This window comes from Pseudomonas sp. 10S4, assembly GCF_034344865.1.
GTDB lineage: Bacteria > Pseudomonadota > Gammaproteobacteria > Pseudomonadales > Pseudomonadaceae > Aquipseudomonas.
Window position 1 is genome coordinate 528,235 of sequence record NZ_CP133774.1, and the last position, 19,124, is coordinate 547,358.

16 protein-coding genes and 1 pseudogene are annotated in these 19,124 nt (G+C 57.0%); 6 read left to right on the plus strand and 11 right to left on the minus strand.

Going from position 1 to position 19,124, the window contains the following annotated elements; genetic code table 11:
- Positions 1-26: 26 nt before the first annotated feature.
- Complete coding sequence (locus RHM58_RS02470) at positions 27-1,790, minus strand: cytochrome c biogenesis protein DipZ (RefSeq protein WP_322269590.1); 1,764 nt, start codon at positions 1,788-1,790, stop codon at positions 27-29.
- A 42-nt stretch (positions 1,791-1,832) separates the two neighbouring features.
- The gene (gene msrB / locus RHM58_RS02475; protein WP_201206497.1) at positions 1,833-2,351 is read right to left on the minus strand and encodes a peptide-methionine (R)-S-oxide reductase MsrB; all 519 of its coding nucleotides are present in this window, start codon (positions 2,349-2,351) and stop codon (positions 1,833-1,835) included.
- 150 nt (positions 2,352-2,501) lie between these two features.
- Between msrB and RHM58_RS02480 the strand changes: the two genes are divergently transcribed.
- From RHM58_RS02480 to RHM58_RS02500, 5 genes are all read left to right on the plus strand, one after another.
- The gene (locus RHM58_RS02480; protein WP_201206499.1) at positions 2,502-3,218 is read left to right on the plus strand and encodes a response regulator transcription factor; all 717 of its coding nucleotides are present in this window, start codon (positions 2,502-2,504) and stop codon (positions 3,216-3,218) included.
- A complete protein-coding gene (locus RHM58_RS02485; protein WP_322269592.1) occupies positions 3,215-4,732 on the plus strand; it encodes a HAMP domain-containing sensor histidine kinase in 1,518 nt (505 codons plus the stop codon). The genes RHM58_RS02480 and RHM58_RS02485 overlap by 4 nt, the downstream gene beginning before the upstream one ends.
- Positions 4,733-4,985: 253 nt before the next feature.
- Entirely contained in the window at positions 4,986-6,467 is a 1,482-nt protein-coding gene (locus RHM58_RS02490; RefSeq protein WP_322269593.1) for an MBOAT family O-acyltransferase, read from the plus strand.
- A 142-nt stretch (positions 6,468-6,609) separates the two neighbouring features.
- Positions 6,610-7,593, plus strand: coding sequence for an alginate O-acetyltransferase AlgX-related protein (locus RHM58_RS02495; protein WP_322269594.1), 984 nt, complete (start codon positions 6,610-6,612; stop codon positions 7,591-7,593).
- Positions 7,594-7,748: 155 nt separating this feature from the next.
- On the plus strand, positions 7,749-8,453 hold the full coding sequence (locus RHM58_RS02500) for a hypothetical protein (RefSeq protein ID WP_322269595.1): 705 nt from the start codon (positions 7,749-7,751) through the stop codon (positions 8,451-8,453).
- Between the two features lie 75 nt (positions 8,454-8,528).
- Here RHM58_RS02500 and RHM58_RS02505 read toward each other — a convergent pair whose 3' ends face one another.
- The gene (locus tag RHM58_RS02505; protein ID WP_201256283.1) at positions 8,529-9,020 is read right to left on the minus strand and encodes a RidA family protein; all 492 of its coding nucleotides are present in this window, start codon (positions 9,018-9,020) and stop codon (positions 8,529-8,531) included.
- Between the two features lie 132 nt (positions 9,021-9,152).
- A complete protein-coding gene (locus RHM58_RS02510; RefSeq protein ID WP_201256282.1) occupies positions 9,153-9,647 on the minus strand; it encodes a RidA family protein in 495 nt (164 codons plus the stop codon).
- A 122-nt stretch (positions 9,648-9,769) separates the two neighbouring features.
- Between RHM58_RS02510 and RHM58_RS02515 the strand changes: the two genes are divergently transcribed.
- Positions 9,770-11,188 (plus strand): PLP-dependent aminotransferase family protein, encoded by a 1,419-nt coding sequence (locus RHM58_RS02515; RefSeq protein WP_322269597.1) that lies wholly within the window; start codon positions 9,770-9,772, stop codon positions 11,186-11,188.
- A 348-nt stretch (positions 11,189-11,536) separates the two neighbouring features.
- Here RHM58_RS02515 and cyoE read toward each other — a convergent pair whose 3' ends face one another.
- The 7 genes and pseudogenes from cyoE to hmpA form a co-directional block, all read right to left on the minus strand.
- Positions 11,537-12,424 (minus strand): heme o synthase, encoded by an 888-nt coding sequence (gene cyoE, locus RHM58_RS02520; protein WP_123410182.1) that lies wholly within the window; start codon positions 12,422-12,424, stop codon positions 11,537-11,539.
- 11 nt (positions 12,425-12,435) lie between these two features.
- On the minus strand, positions 12,436-12,798 hold the full coding sequence (gene cyoD / locus RHM58_RS02525) for a cytochrome o ubiquinol oxidase subunit IV (RefSeq protein WP_201206506.1): 363 nt from the start codon (positions 12,796-12,798) through the stop codon (positions 12,436-12,438).
- Positions 12,798-13,424: a cytochrome o ubiquinol oxidase subunit III gene (locus tag RHM58_RS02530; protein ID WP_054613570.1), complete on the minus strand. Its 627-nt coding sequence runs from the start codon at positions 13,422-13,424 to the stop codon at positions 12,798-12,800. The genes cyoD and RHM58_RS02530 overlap by 1 nt, the downstream gene beginning before the upstream one ends.
- A gap of 3 nt (positions 13,425-13,427) precedes the next feature.
- Positions 13,428-15,457: pseudogene (gene cyoB / locus RHM58_RS02535) on the minus strand (cytochrome o ubiquinol oxidase subunit I).
- A gap of 3 nt (positions 15,458-15,460) precedes the next feature.
- Positions 15,461-16,405 carry a ubiquinol oxidase subunit II gene (cyoA, locus tag RHM58_RS02540; RefSeq protein WP_201206510.1) on the minus strand — a complete coding sequence of 315 codons (945 nt, stop codon included), beginning with the start codon at positions 16,403-16,405 and terminating at the stop codon, positions 15,461-15,463.
- A gap of 799 nt (positions 16,406-17,204) precedes the next feature.
- Positions 17,205-17,714, minus strand: coding sequence for a disulfide bond formation protein B (locus RHM58_RS02545; protein WP_149658143.1), 510 nt, complete (start codon positions 17,712-17,714; stop codon positions 17,205-17,207).
- A gap of 190 nt (positions 17,715-17,904) precedes the next feature.
- Positions 17,905-19,086, minus strand: coding sequence for an NO-inducible flavohemoprotein (gene hmpA, locus RHM58_RS02550; RefSeq protein ID WP_201206512.1), 1,182 nt, complete (start codon positions 19,084-19,086; stop codon positions 17,905-17,907).
- Between the last annotated feature and the right edge of the window lie 38 nt (positions 19,087-19,124).

The following is a 19,124-nucleotide window of genomic DNA, read 5'->3' on the forward strand; positions in this document are numbered from 1 at the left end:
TGACTCCTTGGAAAATGAGATCGCTATCAACCGAACGTGAAGGCATACGCCGAGACGCCCGGATCGAGAAACTCGATGCTGAAGGTGCGGTCCGTGACATCGCCGGACTGACGCACCAGCTGATACAAGCGTTGTTCGGTCACACTGCCGCTGCCATCGGGCGCCACGTCAGTACCGTGAGCCTCACCCGGGGCCTTGCCGTCGATCAGCACTTTGAAGCGCACTGGCTTGCCATCTGATCCTGGCCCCAAGACCAGATGCAGATCCCGAGCATGGAAGCGGTAGACGATGCGACTGGCCGGCGCACTTGCAGTGGCTCGCTCCGACCCGACATTCCATTGGCCGCCCAGGCTCCAGTTGTTGAGGGCCAGTTGGGCCGGCGGGTTGTACATCGCTACCTTGTCCGCCGCGAGGCTCGCTTCAGGTACGAAATTCTCCGCCCGCTGATAGCCGACATAGGTTTCCGGGGACTTGACTTCGTTCATCTGCGGCGCGAGCTCAACCCCCTCGGCACTGGCATTGATCAGCCCGTCCGCGACCTTCGTCGCCCCGGCTTCCTTGAGCAATTGCTGGATCACCCGCTCCGACTCGGCGTACTCGCCTTCGCCAAAGTGGTGATAACGAATGCGCCCCTGAGCGTCGGCAAAATAGTGCGCCGGCCAGTACTCGTTGTTGAACGCACGCCAGATCTTGAAATCGTTATCGATGGCCACCGGGTAGTTGATACCCAGGTCCTTCATGGCTTTGGTGACGTTGCCGACATTACGTTCGAAGGCAAACTCCGGCGCATGGACGCCAATCACCACCAGCCCCTGATCGCGGTACTTCTCGGCCCAGGCCTTCACATATGGCAGGGTGCGCAGGCAGTTGATGCAGGAGTAGGTCCAGAAATCCACCAGCACCACTTTGCCCTTCAACGCCTCGGCGGTGAGTGGTGGCGAGTTAAGCCATTGCACGGCGCCGTCCAGCGGTGGAAGGTTGCCTTCAACGGGTAGCGTGCCGGGTGTTTTGTCCGCCACTTGCATCACACCACCAGAGGTCGAAATCGGTTCACTGTTGCTCGGCGATTTACCGGCCAGTTTCCCGACCAATGCCTGTTCAATACCGCCGGTAGACGCGGTCGAAAACCGCGCCAGAATCCCGGTATCCAGCCCCAGAGCGATAGCCGCCACACCCGCGAGCATCAGCGCACCGAGCCCACGTCGTACCCACTCGCCAGCGCCGATGGAACGCTTCATCGCCGCAAAAACCTTACCGCCCAACAGCAGCGCCACGGCCAGGGACGTTGCCGCACCAGCGGCGTACGCCAGCAGCAACAACGTAGTGCCGATACTTGCCCCTTGCAGCGCGGCACCGGTCAGCACCAACCCCAAAATAGGTCCGGCACAAGGCGCCCAGAGCAGGCCCGTGGCGACACCGATCAGGAACGAAGCGCCGGGACGTGGCCGGGCATCGGCGCCCGCCACTTCCGACAACCGACTGCCCGCCGCCACCAGTGGCCGGGTCAAGCGGTCGGCCAGTTGTGGCAACAACAGCGTCAGCCCGAACAGCGCAACGAACACCAACGCGACCCAGCGACCGTATTGATTGAGTTGCACCACCCAACCACCACCCACTGCCGCCAGCGACGCGACGAGCGCGAAGGTCATGGCCATACCCGCCAGCAGCGGCAAGCCGCTTTTCATAAACGGCTGCCCGGTACGCGCGAAGACGAAGGGCAATACCGGCAGAATGCACGGGCTGACAATCGTCAGCACACCACCGAGATAAGAGAGAATCAAAAGCCACATAGTGTCGACCTGCATCAAGAGAGAGAAAGGAGTGCCCGTGGATCAAGTGGTCTGTGGCTTAAAGGTCATCGCCAGGCCATTCATGCAATAGCGTAGCCCCGTCGGTTTTGGCCCATCGTCGAAGACATGGCCCAGATGACCGCCACAACGCCGGCAATGGACCTCTTCGCGCACCACGCCGAAGGAGCGGTCCTGACGCGTGGCCACGGCCTTGTCCAACGGCTTCCAGAAACTCGGCCAACCGGTGCGGCTGTCAAACTTGGTCTCGGATGAAAACACCGGCAGATCACACCCGGCGCAAGCGAATGTGCCAGCGCGGTGCTCATCGTTCAACGGACTGGTATAGGCCCGCTCGGTACCTTCTTCGCGCAGGATCTCGTACTGTTCGGCGCTGAGGATGGCGTGCCATTCGCTGTCGGTGTGCGTGACCTCGAAAGCCTCAGCCGCGCTGGCATCACTGACCAGCGCGGTGCTCGCCGCAAATTTTGGCAATACACCAATCACCAGGGCTGCAGCCCCCAGCCCACCGCTCGTTAAAAGAAATTGTCTGCGTGAAAACATGGCCGTCTCCAAAATTCCAGGTGCCTGTCATGGAACACAGCCTAGGCTTGGGTTGATCGCCAAATCCTCACGGGAAGTTAAACAATTCGTGATAACTCCCCTGAGGAAAACCCGCACAATGTGCCCATTCGCAGCAAAGGATTGAGCTTCATGGAACCGACCAAACGCGTCCTGGTGGTCGAGGACGATTTGCACATCGCCGACCTTATCTGCCTGCATCTTCGCGATGAGCAGTTCGAGGTGGTGCATAGCGCCGACGGCAATGAAGGCATGCGCCTGTTGCAGCAAGGAAGCTGGGACGCGCTGATCCTCGACCTGATGCTGCCCGGCGTCGACGGCCTGGAAATCTGCCGCCGCGCCCGGGCCATGGCCCGCTATACGCCGATCATCATTACCAGTGCGCGCTCCAGCGAACTGCACCGCATCCTGGGCCTGGAGCTGGGCGCTGACGATTACCTGGCCAAACCGTTTTCCATGCTGGAGCTGGTGGCACGGGTCAAGGCACTGCTGCGACGGGTCGACGCCATGGCCCGCAACCTGAAGATGGACGCCGGCAGCCTGATCGTCGATGGCCTGTCCATCGACCCGATCACCCGCGAAGTGTCCCTCGACGGCCGGCGCCTGGACCTCACGCCACGGGAGTTCGACCTGCTTTACTTCTTCGCCCGCCAACCGGGCAAGGTGTTCTCGCGCATGGACCTGCTCAACGCCGTGTGGGGCTACAGCCACGAAGGCTATGAGCACACGGTCAACACCCACATCAATCGCCTGCGGGCCAAGATCGAAACCGACCCGGCACAACCGGTGCGCATCCTCACGGTGTGGGGACGTGGTTATAAATTCGCGGCACCCGAGGACCCGTCATGAGATTGACCCTGACACAGCGCCTGTCCCTGGTGTTCGCCGTGTTGCTGCTGGTGTGCTGCGGCACCTCGGCATGGATGCAGGTGCGCTCCAATCAGATGCATGAGTTGGAAGTGGTGCAGGGGTTGTCCCGGGACCTGGCCCAGCACATCGCCCACGACACCGTGCTGATGGACAGCAAAGGCCTGATGCCTAATGCCGTGCGCGATCTGTTCAGCCAACTGATGCTGGTCAACCCGAGCGTCGAGGTTTATCTGCTGAACAGTCAGGGACGGATTGTCGGCAGCGCCGCGCCTGAAGGACGGATACGCCGCGAGCAAGTCGATCTGCTGCCGATCCAGCGTTTGCTCAAGGGCGATGCCCTGCCGATTCTCGGTGACGACCCGCGCAGCATCGATGGCCGCAAGGTCTTCAGCGCTGCACCGTTGCAGGTCGACGGTAAACCGGCGGGCTATCTGTATGTGGTGTTGCTGAGTGAAGAACACGACCGCTTCGCCGAACGCGGTGCAACCAGCGCCGCGCTCAACACGGCCCTACTGTCCATCGGATTGGTGGCGCTGTTGTGCCTGATTGCCGGCCTTACAGCCTTTGCCCTGATTACCCGGCCCTTGCGGCGCCTGACCGAAACCGTCAGCCAGTTCGACATCGACGGCGTGCCGGTCACACCGTCCGCACCAGCATCGGTTGAAAAAGCTGCCAGCCACGATGAGATTGCCGTACTCGACGCCGCGTTCCGGCAGATGCAAACCCGCCTCAGTGAGCAATGGCGTTCGCTGACCCGGCAGGACCAGGAACGCCGCGAACTGGTGGCGAACATCTCCCACGACCTGCGCACACCGCTGGCCTCGCTGCACGGCTATCTGGAAACCCTGTCGCTCAAGGATGCCACGCTGTCTCCCGCAGACCGCCGCCGTTATCTGGGCATCGCCCTCGATCAAAGCCGAAAGGTCGGTGGCCTGGCGCAATCGCTGCTGGAACTGGTACGACTGGAGCACGGTTTCGTGCAGCCGATACTGGAACGTTTCTCCATGACCGACCTGGTGCAGGACATCTTCCAGAAATTCGAACTCACCGCCGAAGCACGCCAAGTGGAACTCAAGGCGACCTTCGCCCTCAACGTTTCAGCCGCTTGTGCTGACCTGGGGCTGATCGAACGGGTGCTGACCAACCTGTTCGACAATGCCCTGCGCCATACGCCACAAGGCGGTGAAATCGAACTCAGCTTGCGGCCGCAAGGCTCTTTCGTTGAGGTGACCATCAGCGATACCGGTCCCGGCATCGCCGCCGAACTGCGTGAAGGGCTGTTCCTGCGGCCGTTCAATATTGGCGGCGCACGGCGCGATGGTGGGTTGGGGCTGCGGATCGTGCATCGAATCCTGCAACTGCATGGCCGCGATATCCAGTTGATCGATGTGCCTGGGCGTGGCGCAACCTTCCGCTTCACATTGCCCGTGGACGAACAAACAGCCGAACAAGGGGTGGTTCGTTCGATGAATCTGAATTCGCCGGGGAAATAGTCGGGGCAGGCGCGATGACAGTCGTAAGTCGCAATGACATCCGGTCAACTCCGTTGCGCTTGAAATCCCCCTGAATAAAAATGAGATCTTTTTCTGAACAACATGTAGGAAACTTCCTTAGTTTAAAAACCACACCACACACCCACTACTCACGCGTCGAAAATACGTTCAATATCCCGCGCTACTAAAACCGAAATACAATAACCTCACCATTCAGCCGGTCTTATCCGCCGCTGAAACCCAAGGTAGCCCAATGATATTCAGCTCTACAAAATTTATATTTTTGTATTTGCCTACTGTGTTCTGTGTTTATTTTATCCTTAACAAATACCGACTTATTGCAATTGGAAAACTGTGGCTCGTTGTTGCAAGCCTGCTGTTTTACGGATACTGGAGTGTCGCTTATCTTCCACTGCTAATAGGTTCCATCACGCTAAATTTTTTTATTGGCAAGCTTGTCTCGCCAACAACACAAACCACTCATATTATCCTCAGCAAACAAACAACTCTTATAATCGGCATCACCATCAACCTGATGCTGCTTGCTTACTTCAAATACGCGAATTTCTTTATAGACAATCTCAACACCGTCGCCGGAACGACGCTCCACTTCCAGCAACTTATATTGCCACTGGGAATAAGTTTCTACACCTTCACCCAAATAGCCTTTCTGGTAGACAGTTATCGTAGCCAAGCCAAGGAATACGACTTCATCAATTACGCTTTATTCGTTACCTTCTTCCCTCACCTGATCGCCGGCCCCATTCTTCACCACAAGGAAATGATGAGCCAGTTCCAGTCTCGTTGGACGCTCGCAATCCGCTACAAAAATGTCCTGATGGGACTTTTTATTTTCAGTATCGGTCTTTTCAAAAAAATCATGATTGCAGATACATTTGCCATATGGGCAGATGCTGGATTTGCCAATGGCGCTCCTCAGGATTTTTTCAGCGCCTGGACAACCAGCCTGTCGTATACCTTTCAGTTGTATTTTGACTTCAGCGGGTATTGCGATATGGCGATTGGTGCGGCCCTGTTGTTCAACATCTGGTTGCCCATCAATTTCAACTCCCCTTATAAATCGCTGAACATCCAGGATTTCTGGCGTCGCTGGCATATGACCCTGAGTCGTTACCTTCGGGATTATCTGTACGTGCCACTGGGTGGGGATCGCTGTTCACGAACCCGCCTGTATTTAAATCTGATGATCACTTTTACCCTGGGAGGCTTGTGGCACGGCGCCAGTTGGATGTTCGTCATCTGGGGCGTATTGCACGGCGGAGCGCTTGTAGTGCATAGAATATGGAGCCAACTGGGTATGCGTTTGCCCACCTGGATAGCCTGGCTTGTGACCTTTTTGTTCATCAACATTACATGGGTATTTTTCAGAGCGGACTCGCTGGAGGATGCGACTCGAATCTTGTACGGCATGATCGATATCGGCTCGATCAATAGCGTATCTGTCGACGATATACCCACGTCGAATCTTTCTTGGGGAGGACACTTCTCTGACCGTTTGATTGAAAATATGCCTCTTGGTCTGGCGGCCAACCTGATCCCCCTCATCATGATTGCTATCGCGTTTCTAATCATCGCCCAAAAGAACGCCATCGACCTTACGGTAAAATCCAGATTCGGCTGGCCAAAGTTTACAGGGATGCTGGCGCTATTTAGCACTGCACTGTATTCGACCATACAGAGCACCAGCACCGTATTCCTGTATTTCAATTTTTAATCGGCGCCCACCATGAAAAAAGCTCTGCCTATTCCTGATTGCACTAACACTGATATTACTTATTGTCCCAGCCATCAACCTATACAACGTTTTCACTACACCGCACACCGGAAAATGGTGGAAACGCAAAGTACTGTACAACATGGACTTCACACTTCCGGCGTTCGGAAAACTTCTCTATCCACTGGGCGTGTCCGTTGACCCAGCGCGAGCAATCATCGGAAAAGAAGGGTGGTTATATCTGGGAGATGCTTATGCCGATTCGATAACAGTGAAACGCCTGGGGATAAAAGCCGAAGATACAGACATCGCCGAGCGCCTGGCCAAATCGGCTGAGTCCTGGGATACATGGTTCAAGCATCAAGGTGTAGACGCGTTTCGAATCATTCTGGGGCCGGACAAGGACTCTATTTATCCAGAGTACTTACCGGACTGGTCAAAGCATGCTCCCACTTCTTTAACCGACGCTTTAACGAATCGAGTCCAGTCAGACATTTACATAAATCCCGCAAGAAAATTACGCCAGGAAAAAGACAGCTACCCGCACCCGCTGTATTACAGGACAGATACACACTGGAATAATCTCGGCGCGTGGGTGGCTTTTAATGAGTTTTCAAAAAATCTGGCAACCGCTCAACCCGAGCTCAAATGGCCGCAGAAACCTGAAGGGGCATTCTCAACCACCGCGGAACGTCTTGGCGGAGACCTGGCAAACTTTCTGCGAATTCAAACTTCGCTGTCAGATCAAGAAGTCATACTCGATCTCCCCGATTACGCCATGCCCCTCGAGCACTATGACTTCGAATCCGGCAATGTTGTCTTTACGGGGCAGAATGGACCGGTGGAAGCGCCGATGACGCCGCTGCTGATGAGGTCGACACAGGCGCTGAATTCTAAAAAAGTGTTATGGCTCCGCGACTCATTCGGCGCCGCCATGGCGCCGTTCATGGCAGCCACCTTCAGTGACACGCTTCAGGTGCACTATTTGGCTCTAAAGCCGGGCGCGCTGGCAGAGTTGGTCAAACGCTACCAACCCGACTACGTTTTTATTACGGTCGTCGAGCGGGACTCCCGCGGTGATTTTTTCCAGACGCTTGCCCCGCTGCCTGACGAATCCACACTGTAATGCGACAGGGTACCGTTGCGCTCCTGGACCAGATTATTTCCCCCGCTCACCGGTTCACTCGTGACAACGTCGCCTCGGTCCAATAGATTAGGCCCCCTGAAAAGGCCTAGCGCTTTCTCGCCTCAACTCAAGTTAAAAGAAGTAGTGAAATTTCAATGTCCGATTCCAACACCGCTGAATCCGTAGTCACCTTGTCGTCCAAAGCGGAATACGAAAACTCCATCAATCTTTCACAGCATGTGCCACAGGCCAAGACCATCAGTGAGATGGTGCTGGACGCTTTCCAGTCCACTCGCGAAAGCGACCAGATCCGCGAACTGCGCACCGCGATTCGCCAGGCTCACGACAGCTTCGATGACGATAAAGCCTACGAACTGATGGGCGAACTCAAGCAACTCAAGGATGCCGAGGCTTCCGACATTGCTGCCCTGGAAGACCTGAGCAGCAAATTCCCGATCAGCCGCATTCTGTCCAGTTTCAAGGACGACCCGGCGTTTCAGGAAATCGTCTACGGCTTGGCACTGACGGTGCTGAACCAGACGCATCAAGCCATCAGCAACCCGAGCAGCGGCAAGAGCAAGACCGCTCGGGCCAAGAAAGAAGTCGAAGTGTTCACCATCAGCAAGGATGGCGTGAACGTCACCCTGCCGCTGCGCACCCCGCGCTCGCGCCTGAACGTTGACCGTGAGGCCCTGGAATTCCTCGGTTTTACCTTTGTTGGCGAAGGTGAGGAAGCGGAGCTGGAGAGCGAAACCTTCCTGGACAATGCCGGGACCGAACAAGCGGTGAACCGCAAAAACATCATCACTGCGCTGCAGCAGCAAACCGCGTTTGATGGTTACAGCATCGCCGCGCAGTAATACGACTCAGCATTGCTGCAAAAACCAAAAGCCTCGTACTGAAACTCAGTGCGGGGCTTTTTGTTGCCTGGAACTTCACGTTGCAGGGCGCAACGCAGCGATCATATCCAGCTGAACTGCCGCGTTGTTCGGCAGTTGATACACCCCAATCGTCGTGCGTGTATGTTTGCCGGCATCACCCAGTACATGGCTGAACACATCCGACGCACCATTGGCCACTTCACTCAGATCAACAAAGTCCGCCGTGGACTTTACATAGACCGTGACGCGCAGCAGCGACTTGATTTTGTCCAGCGAGCCGATGGCATCGACAATCAACGCCAGACCGCGCATCGCACAAATGCTGGCGGCGGTTTGAGCATCGGCCAGGGTCAGTTCTAGACCGACTCTGCCGGGGTACTGAACCTTGCCATGCACACGCGGCACCAGACCGCTGAGATACAGTTCATGGTCATGCCGAACCAGCGGCGCGTAATGCCAGTCGGCGATGCTCTCACCGTAAATGTCATAACCGAGTTCCAATGCCAGGGCGATGTAGCGCTCATCGCAAGTCATGTGTTCAGTCATTTCCCTGCCCCAACCTGTTTATCAATCCATCAACAACCCCTACTTTCAAAAGATTAGACCAAGGCCACTCTCCACCACGCAATTGAATGAAAAAGCCCCGAATAACCGGGGCTTTTTAGTCCGTGATTTCATCTACAACGCCGATGGATGCAACGCCGCGATCAAATCCACTTCGATGGGGGCGTTTTTCGGCAGTTGATAAACACCGACGGTCGTTCGGGTATGTTTACCGGCGTCGCCCAGCACATGAGTGAAGACATCCGACGCGCCGTTCGCCACTTCACTGAGATCAACGAAATCAAAGGTTGATTTCACAAAGACCGTTACGCGAAGCAATGACTTGATGCTATCCAGCGAACCGACGGCACCCATGATCAGAGCCAGTGCGCGGATTGCACTGATGCTGGCGGCCGCTTGCGCATCCGCCAGGTTGAGTTCCAGCCCCACTCGCCCGGGGTACTGAATTTTTCCGTTCATGCGTGGCACCAGACCACTGACATACAGTTCATCGTCATGCCTGATCAGCGGGGCGTAATGGCCGCCGACGGCGTTCTCGTCGTAGATGTCGAAACCGAGCTCTTTGGCCAGCTCGATGAAGCGTTCGTCGCGGGTGGTGGGCTTGATCATTTACGGAACCTTCTTAATCAATCATGCAAAACGCGCCGTTGATGGTAGGCACAGACGCTTGTCTTGATCAGAGCAAGTTCGTATAGAATCCAGCGAACTTTACTGCCAGGGAGACCAGTAAAATGCAGGCTCAACGCGCGGTGATCGCCGCCATCGAGTTTCAGGCGGGCGTGCCGCTGGTGCAGCAGATCGTCGATCAATTGTCCGTTGCCATCAGTCAGGGCGGCCTGCCCCACGGCACCAAGCTGCCGCCGATCCGCGAGCTCTCCAAGTTGCTGAACGTGGGTAAGTCGACAGTCGTCGATGCCCTGGACCGCTTACGCGCCAAGGGTTTGGTGGTTTCCCGCCAGGGTTCGGGGCATTACGTGCACCGCTCCAACACCACGATTGCGACGGCCCCCGGGCCGGACCTGCAACCCCAAGACACCCTCAGCGTGATCCGCCGCGCCGTGCTGCTGGACAACGGCGCCCTGCGCCCCGGCTGCGGATTCTTGCCCTCCTCCTGGCTGCCCGCCGAAGAATTGCTCAAAGCCGTGCGCGGCACCCTGCGCACCACGGCTCTGCGCATGGGCGAATATGGCGTCATCGGCGGTTATCTGCCGCTACGTCAGGCCTTGCGGGTCAAACTGTCGACCTTCGGCATCGACGTGCCGATAGAACAGATCATCACCACCGCCAACACCATGCAAGCCATCGACCTGCTGATGCGCCTGCTGATCAAACCCGGCGACACGGTGCTGCTCGACGACCCCTGCTACTTCAACCTGCACACCAACCTCGCCCTGCATGGCGCCAAGGTCATCACCATCGCCCGGGATTGCGACGGCATGGACCTGGAAGCCTTTGAACAACTGCTGATCGCCCACAAACCCGTTCTGTACATGACCAACAGCACGCTGCATAACCCGACCGGGCACTCGTTCTCCCCGGCCCAGGTGTATCGGTTGCTGGAGTTGAGTCATCGCTATGGCTTGCACATTGTCGAAGATGATTTGTATGGCGACCTTCAACAGCGTCGTACCCCGCGTCTGGCGGCGAGCGGGTTGGAGAATGTGAGTTATGTGTCCGGGTTCTCCAAGACACTGACGGCCAACAGCAGGGTCAGTTATGCGGTGCTGTCGCCGCAACTGGCTGCACGGTTGATCACCTTGAAGATAAGTTGTGGCGGTGTGACCTCGGAATTCGCCGAGCAGATCACCTGCACGATGCTCAGCAACGGCAGCTATGCCAAGCATGCACGGCGCACGGTGGATCGGCTGTATGAGTCGAGCAGCCGGGTGGCGCGATGGTTGGTCGAGGCGGGTTGTTCAGTGTCCTCACTGCCCGGTGAAGGGCTGTTTATCTGGACGCGTTTGCCGCCAGGGCTGCATGCCGAAACGTTGGCTCGCAAAGGTCTGGAAAGCGACCTCGTCCTCGCACCCGGCACCTTGCTCAGCAAAGCCCCGGATGCCAGCCAATTCCTGCGATTCAACGTGGCGCACAGCGATCATCCACAGGTGCGAGAGCGATTCTTCCGGTTGCTCGACACACCCAAAAAATAACCGACCACTGCACGCTTAACTGCCTGACACAAATCCTGTGGCAAACGAGCTTCCTGTGGCGAGGGGGATTGCCCCCGTTGGAGTGCGAAGCGCTCCCCTGCATTTCATCAGCCACACCGCATTAGCAGGTTTTACGACTGCTGCGCAGCCGAACGGGGTGGCGCGGCATTCCGACAAGCTCCCTCGCCACAGGGGTTCAGCGTCGATCACAAGAAGTAGCCGCAACGCCAATCCAATGTGGGAGTGAGCCTGCTCGCGAAAGCGGCAACTCGGTCCACCAAAAGAAACCCAATAAAAAACCCCGCTCCTTCTCTCGAAGGGCGGGGCTTTTCGTACAGCGGCTAAACCTTAAGGCGCATAAGTCAGCAACAGCTCACTCGGCACTTTGAAGTCCAGCGACATCATCACGCTCAGCGCGGTAATGGTGAAGATCGAGAACACGAACAGCTTGCGTGCCCAGACCGTGTCATCCACTGCCTTGTAACCGGTCCAGGCCATGTACAACCAGTACATGCCCATGGCCGCGGCGACGGCGAGGTAGCTCATGCCGGCGTAGCCGCTGAAGGTCAGCATCAAGGTCGCGACCAGGAATGCCAGGATGTAGAGCAGGATGTGCTTCTTGGCGACCTGGATCCCGCGCTTCACTGGCAGCACCGGAATCGATGCGGCCAGGTAATCGTTGAAGCGGAAGATTGCGATGGCGTAGGAATGCGGCATCTGCCACAGGCTGAACATCACCAGCAGGGTCAGCGCAGCCATGTCGAAGCTGTTGGTCACGGCAACGTAACCAATCACCGGCGGCATGGCGCCCGACAGACTGCCCACCAGCGTGCCGTGAACCGACTTGCGCTTGAGGTACAGGCTGTAGAAGCCGACGTAGATGACAAAACCGATCACGGCGAACAGCGCGGCCAACGGGTTGGCCACCTTGTACAACAGTGCAACGCCGGCGATGCCCAGGACGGTCGCGTAGATCAGGGCCAGTTTCAGGGAGATCAAGCCCTGGACCAGCACCCGGTTCTTGGTGCGTTCCATCTTCAGGTCGATGTCGCGGTCGATGCAGTTGTTGAACACGCAACCGGAAGCCACCACCAGGGACGTGCCGATCATGGCGGCCAGGAATATGGCCAGATCGACATGCCCTTTCGAGGCCAGGAAAAACCCGCCTGCCACAGAAAGCACGTTACCGAAAATGATCCCCGGTTTGGTGATTTGGATAAAGTGCTTAAAGGACATCCGGACTTTCCTCAGTGCGCCATCATGACGGTGTGGATGCTGAACATGATCCACAGCGACAAGCCAACCAGCAGGACGATCACCATCGCAGCGAACACAAACGCAATCACGTTGTTACGCTGGGCGGCAGAGCGGTCCAGGTGGAGGAAGTACACCAGGTGAACCAGCACCTGGATCACTGCGAAGGCCAGTACGATCCACAGCGTCCAGACTTTCGGCAGCGATGGGTACATCACCAGGCCGAACGGAATGATCGTCAGGATTACCGACAGGATGAAGCCGATGGCGTAGGACTTTACGCTGCCATGGCTATCGTCGTGGCTGTCGTGGCCGTGGGCATCGTGGCCATGATTTGAGTGAGCTGCATTAGCCATTACAGGGTCCCCATCAGGTAAACAACGGTGAATACGCAGATCCACACCACGTCCAGGAAGTGCCAGAACAGGCTCAGGCAGCTCAGGCGGGTCTTGTTGGTCGACGTCAGGCCGTGCTTGTTGACCTGATACATCATGATCGCCATCCAGATCAGACCGCTGGTCACGTGCAGACCGTGGGTGCCGACCAGGGTGAAGAACCCGGACAGGAAGCCGCTGCGGCTAGGGCCGAAGCCTTCGGAGATCAGCTTGTGGAACTCGTTGATCTCCATGCCGATGAAGCCCAGGCCGAACAGGAAGGTGATGGCCAACCAGCCCAACACTGCCTTCTTGTTGCCCTTGAACAACGCCAGCATGGCGAAGCCGTAGGTGATCGAGCTGAGCAACAGGCAGGCGGTTTCGCCCAGCACGTATGGCAGTTCGAAGATGTCGTGGCCCGACGGGCCACCCGCTACGTTGTTAACCAGTACCGCGTACACCGCGAAGATCGACGCAAACAAAATGCAGTCGGTCATCAGGTAGAGCCAGAAACCGAATACGGTCATCTCGCCCGAGTCGTGGTGATGGTCATCGTGCCCATGTTCATCGACATGGGTGTGTCCAGCATTGGTCACTAAGTTCGACATGGTTTAAGCCTGTTCCAACGAGGTTTCAACACGGGTGGCGCCAGCTGGGACTTTCCCGGCCGCTACCAGACGCTTGTGCTGCTCGGCTTCGATGCGCTCGATCACGTCGACCGGCACCATATAGCCCTGGTCATCACGGGCAGCATGGATAACGAAGTAGATCACGGTACCGGCGAGGCCGAAGATGGCCATCCACCAGATGTGCCAGATCATCGCGAAACCGAACACGGTCAACAGAGCACCCATGACCAGGCCGGTCGCGGTGTTGTTTGGCATGTGGATCGGCTCGTACTTGACCGGAGTCTGGTACGCAGTACCGTTTTCCTTGGCTTCGGTGAACGGGTCGATGCCTGGGGCTTTCGGCAGTACGGCGAAGTTGTAGAACGGCGGTGGCGACGAGGTCGACCATTCCAGCGTGTGGGCATTCCACGGATCGCCGTGTTCGCACATGTTCTCTGGCTTCTTGCGGTCACGCACACTGACGTACAGCTGGATCAACTGGCAGGCAATGCCGACAGCGATCATGAACGCGCCGAACAATGCAACGTGCAGGTAAGGCACCCACTCAGGGTTGGTGGTGGCGTTCAGACGACGGGTCATGCCCATGAAGCCCAGTGCATAGAGCGGCATGAACGCGACGAAGAAGCCCGAGATCCAGAACCAGAACGCTGCCTTGCCCCAACCTTCGTGCAGCTTGAAGCCGAACGCTTTAGGGAAGAAGAAGGCGAAACCAGCGATGTAGCCGAACACGGCGCCGCCGATGATCACGTTGTGGAAGTGAGCGATCACGAACAGGCTGTTGTGCAGGACGAAGTCAGCACCCGGGATGGCCAGCAGTACGCCGGTCATGCCGCCGATGGCGAAGGTCACCATGAAGCCCAGGGTCCAGAGAACCTGGCTGGTGAACTGCAGACGACCGCGATAGATGGTGAACAGCCAGTTGAATAGCTTCACCCCCGTCGGAATCGAGATCAGCATCGTCGCCAGACCGAAGAAGGCGTTAACGCTGGCACCCGACCCCATGGTGAAGAAGTGGTGCAGCCAAACCATGAAGCCCAGGATCGAGATCGCGCCAGACGCGTAGATCATCGAGTGATGGCCGAACAGACGCTTGCCGGAGAAGGTCGAGATGACTTCGGAGAAGACCCCGAACGCCGGCAGAATCAGGATGTAAACCTCGGGGTGACCCCAGGCCCAGAACATGTTCACGTACATCATTGGATTGCCACCAAGTTCATTGGTGAAAATGTGGAAATCCATGTAACGGTCAAGGGTCAGCAGTGCCAGGGTAGCGGTCAGGATCGGGAACGAAGCCACGATCAGGACGTTAGCCCAGGTGCAGGTCCAGGTGAAGATAGGCATGTCCATCATCTTCATGCCTGGGGTACGCATTTTCAGCACGGTGGCCAGGAAGTTGACCCCCGTCAGTGTCGTACCTAGCCCGGACAGTTGTAATGCCCAGATGTAGTAGTCCACACCCACGCCCGGGCTGTAGCCCAGTTCCGACAGCGGTGGATACGCAACCCAACCGGTACGGGCGAATTCGCCGACACCCAGGGACACGTTCACCAGCACGACGCCGGAGACCAGCAGCCAGAAGCTCAGGGAGTTCAGGAACGGGTAGGCAACGTCACGCGCGCCGATCTGCAGCGGCACTGCAAGGTTCATCAGGCCGGTGAAGAATGGCATCGCCATGAAGATGATCATGATCACACCGTGAGCGGTGAAGATCTGGTCATAGTGTTCAGGCGGCAGGTAGCCAGGCGAACCCTCGGTGGCCATGGCCAACTGGGTACGCATCATGATGGCGTCGGCAAAGCCGCGCAGCAGCATGACCATGGCAACGATGATGTACATCACGCCGATTTTCTTGTGGTCGACCGACGTTAGCCATTCGGTCCACAAGTAGGTCCACTTCTTGAAGTAGGTGATTGCAGCAAATACCGCCAGACCCCGAGCGCGATCATGGCGATGGTAATCATCACAATCGGCTCGTGGAACGGGATCGCTTCCCAACTTAATTTACCAAACATCGTTTACTCCTCTGCCCCGGCAGCTGAATGCGAACTCATGTCCATCCCTTCCATGGTGGCCATTTCGTGCTCTTTACCTTCGTGTTCCATTGGCTTGCCCGGTTTCATGCCTTCGTACTTGTCGAGGATGATCTGGAACAGGTTTGGCGTGAACGAGGCGTAGAGCTCGACTGGGTTGTTCTGGCTTGGTTTGGAAAGGGCTTCGTATTCAGCTTTTTCCAGCTGTTTAGGTGCCTTCTTGACATCACTGACCCACGCATCGAAATCCGCCTGGGAAGTGGCGATAGCTTTGAACTTCATGCCGGTGAAACCCGCGCCGCTGTAGTTGGCGGAGATACCGTCGTATTCAGCGTTCTGGTTGGAAATCAGGTGCAGCTTGGTCTGCATGCCCGCCATCGCGTAGATCTGGCCGCCCAGGCCCGGGATGAAGAACGAGTTCATCACGGTGTCGGAGGTGATTTTGAAATTGACTGGCGTGTTGGCCGGGAACACCAGTTTGTTAACGGTGGCGATGCCTTGTTCCGGGTAGATGAACAGCCACTTCCAGTCCATGGAGACCACTTCAATGGTGATCGGCTTGACGTCGGATTCCAGCGGCTTGTAAGGGTCCAGTGCGTGGGTCGACTTATAGGTCACGTAACCCAGGGCAATGATGATCAGGACCGGAACAGCCCACACCGCGATTTCGATCTTGGTGGAGTGCGACCATTTAGGCGCGTACACCGCGTCCTGGTTGGAAGCGCGGTATTTCCAGGCGAACAGGAACGTCATGACGATGACCGGCACAACGACCAACAGCATCAGCAGCGTTGCGGTGATGATCAGGTTTCGCTCATCCAGGCCCACCTGGCCCTTGGGGTCGAGCAAGGTCATGTTGCAGCCTGACAGCAACAACGTGCCGATCAGCGGCAATAAGCCTAGTAGTCTGGGGTACCTGTTTTTACTCATCTCACGACCTCTAAAGCAGCTTGCGCAATGCAGTTGGGTTTTGATCGCCAACACTTCACCCTGCCAAGGGTTGGCATTTTCTTTGATTGAATAAGGGCTGCCCGTCGCGCGTCAGACGCTGTTCGACAAAACCTGGGCTAGCGGTGAGTTCTTATTCGAATTCGTGGTCAAAGGCCTTGTTACAGACCAATTCCATTTGGTGCGGATAGTCGGAAAGGCACCAACACCAGGAGGTCGCATGAAGCCGTTAAGCTTCTCGACGCCCTATTCCGCTCAGTCGAGAGCAGTGCCGGGAATTCAGTGCGGGCGATTGTAGATACGTCGCGCTGTATAAACCATGTCTCATCTCGAAATAATTTTTATCCGTTCCAGCAACAATCATTAACGGATTTTGCAAAAGTTCAGCATGGTATCGAAATAAATTCTCAACAAAAACACCAAATTTTGTGGGGCTACCACCCACAGTTCAGACAGCCTTCATGGCGCTTTGCCTTCCTTCGACCCTTCTAACCCCCGATTTGGCAGGGTTCTGAGGCTTCGTCGGCCCCTGTTAAAACTGCCTGTTTAAGCACAATGGGGTTTGAATGAGTGGAGGCTCCGAACCGGTCATTTCATTGCGTAGCTATGCACGAACTCCGCCTTTTGAAATGCCTTGCGACACTCAAGCTGTGACAACATGTCGCACATGTCGCACCCCCTTCGCTGCCACACATCACAATCTGTTTACCTGAGCTCTGAAATGCAAAACGCCCCGGCCCTCATTACGAGGACCGGGGCGTTTTTTGTTTAGCGCGACGGGTTAGCGCAGCGCCTTGCGGTTACGCGAGACCAGCAACGGCACCAGCACCACCACCAGCACAAACGACACCAGCGCCCACTGCGCCAGGGACAGGCCCAGGATCGGCGGGTACGGCGTGTCGCAGAAGCCGTCGACCTGGAAGCCCAGCGGGAAGATCTTCGCCAGCGGCAAGCCGTCGACAATCGGTTGCAGCACATCGACGCCACAGCTGACCGCCGGATAGAACTGCGTATAAACATGATGCCCGGCCGCCGCAACGCCACCGAGCGCGGCGATCACCACCAGCACCTCGAACACCGTGAGACTGCGACGAGTGCGCATGGCGGCGCCAATAAAAGCGAAAATCGCGATCAGCAACAACGCGTAGCGCTGCAGGATGCACAGCGGGCACGGCGCCTCTTCCAGAACCACCTGCATGTACAGCGCGCCGCCGATCAATGCCAGGCAGATGATGCCCAGCAACACCAGATAACGCCGTTCACGGCCCAATCGCATCGTTTCGTCACTCATCGCGTTTCCCTTCTAAATATCGATTGCCGGAAGTCTACACGCAGACCGTGACTGTTGAGAGCCAGGTGCGCGCCGGTAGATGTCGGGGAATAGACGATAGACCGGTTAAGAAGGGATTAACTTTTGAGCGTTTTCCAGAATTTAGACCGAGGTGTGGCCATTCGCGAGCAAGCGACTCGGTCTCCGACTGTTACTCCAAAGCAGAAGCCGGCCCAAAGAATTCATAACGACTCTGCTTCTCCGGCACACCCAGCGCTTTCAAATGACGCTTGATCACCGCCATAAAGCCTTTCGGCCCCAAGAAGTAAGCATCCAGATCCCGCTGCTGCGGCAACCACGCCCCCAACTGCTCCTGACTCAACAGCCCGACCTTGTCCGCCACCGGGCTCACGCCATCGTCTTCGGCGTAGCAATAGAAGCGCTTGAGCTGCGGATGACGCGCCGCCAAACCATCGATCCAGTCACGGAACGCATGAACACTTCCATTACGCGCACAGTGAATAAAGTGCACCGGCCGCTCGGTCGCCAGCGCCGCTTCAAGCATCGCCAACGTCGGAGTGATGCCGACGCCGCCGCTGATCAGCACCAGTGGTTTGTCGCTGGCGGTCAGGGTGAACTCGCCCGAGGGCGGGAACAGCTGAATGCTCGCGCCCACATGCAGTTGATCATGCAAATGATTGGAGGCGCGGCCGCCAGCTTCGCGTTTGACGCTGATGCGGTACTGGCCGTTGTCCGACAGGGAGGACAACGAGTAATTACGGCGAATCTCTTCGCCATCGAGGATCAGCTTCATGCCGATGTACTGACCCGGCTCGGCGGCGAGGATCGGGCCTTTGTCGGCGGGCTCGAAGTAGAACGAGATGATTTCCGCGCTTTCCTCGACCTTGGCCGCGACGATGAACTCCCGCGCCCCGCGCCAGCCGCCCGGCGCCTGTTCCTTCTGGTCGTAGATGCTGGTTTCGGCACCGATCAGAATGTCGGCCAATTGGTTGTAGGCAGCACCCCACGCCGCGATGACTTCAGGGGTGGCGATTTCATCACCCAGCACTTCGGCAATCGCGCGCAGCAGGCACGCGCCGACAATCGGGTAATGCTCCGGAAGAATTTGCAGGGCCACGTGTTTGTTGATGATCTTCGCCACCAAGTCACCCAACTGGTCGAGCTGATCGATGTGCCGCGCGTACATCAGCACGCCGTTGGCCAACGCACGAGGCTGGTCACCGCTGGCCTGGTGGGCCTGGTTAAACAGTGGGCGGACTTCCGGGTATTCGGAGAGCATCATGCGGTAGAAGTGAGTGATCAGCGCTTCACCACCGCTTTCCAGCAGCGGCACGGTGGATTTGACGATGGCACGGTCTTGAACGCTAAGCATAAGGGCGACTCCTGAGCTTTATGTGAATACCCTTTACT

Bases quoted from the DNA above. Each gene is read 5' to 3' on its own strand.
- RHM58_RS02490 (WP_322269593.1), top strand. From the start codon at position 4,986: ATGATATTCAGCTCTACAAAATTTATATTTTTGTATTTGCCTACTGTG.
- RHM58_RS02505 (WP_201256283.1), bottom strand. From the start codon at position 9,020: ATGACTGAACACATGACTTGCGATGAGCGCTACATCGCCCTGGCATTG.
- cyoD (WP_201206506.1), bottom strand. From the start codon at position 12,798: ATGGCTAATGCAGCTCACTCAAATCATGGCCACGATGCCCACGGCCAC.
- RHM58_RS02545 (WP_149658143.1), bottom strand. From the start codon at position 17,714: ATGAGTGACGAAACGATGCGATTGGGCCGTGAACGGCGTTATCTGGTG.
- msrB (WP_201206497.1), bottom strand. From the start codon at position 2,351: ATGTTTTCACGCAGACAATTTCTTTTAACGAGCGGTGGGCTGGGGGCT.
- RHM58_RS02485 (WP_322269592.1), top strand. From the start codon at position 3,215: ATGAGATTGACCCTGACACAGCGCCTGTCCCTGGTGTTCGCCGTGTTG.
- RHM58_RS02470 (WP_322269590.1), bottom strand. From the start codon at position 1,790: ATGTGGCTTTTGATTCTCTCTTATCTCGGTGGTGTGCTGACGATTGTC.
- RHM58_RS02510 (WP_201256282.1), bottom strand. From the start codon at position 9,647: ATGATCAAGCCCACCACCCGCGACGAACGCTTCATCGAGCTGGCCAAA.
- RHM58_RS02530 (WP_054613570.1), bottom strand. From the start codon at position 13,424: ATGTCGAACTTAGTGACCAATGCTGGACACACCCATGTCGATGAACAT.
- RHM58_RS02480 (WP_201206499.1), top strand. From the start codon at position 2,502: ATGGAACCGACCAAACGCGTCCTGGTGGTCGAGGACGATTTGCACATC.
- RHM58_RS02500 (WP_322269595.1), top strand. From the start codon at position 7,749: ATGTCCGATTCCAACACCGCTGAATCCGTAGTCACCTTGTCGTCCAAA.
- hmpA (WP_201206512.1), bottom strand. From the start codon at position 19,086: ATGCTTAGCGTTCAAGACCGTGCCATCGTCAAATCCACCGTGCCGCTG.
- RHM58_RS02495 (WP_322269594.1), top strand. From the start codon at position 6,610: ATGGACTTCACACTTCCGGCGTTCGGAAAACTTCTCTATCCACTGGGC.
- cyoA (WP_201206510.1), bottom strand. From the start codon at position 16,405: ATGAGTAAAAACAGGTACCCCAGACTACTAGGCTTATTGCCGCTGATC.
- RHM58_RS02515 (WP_322269597.1), top strand. From the start codon at position 9,770: ATGCAGGCTCAACGCGCGGTGATCGCCGCCATCGAGTTTCAGGCGGGC.
- cyoE (WP_123410182.1), bottom strand. From the start codon at position 12,424: ATGTCCTTTAAGCACTTTATCCAAATCACCAAACCGGGGATCATTTTC.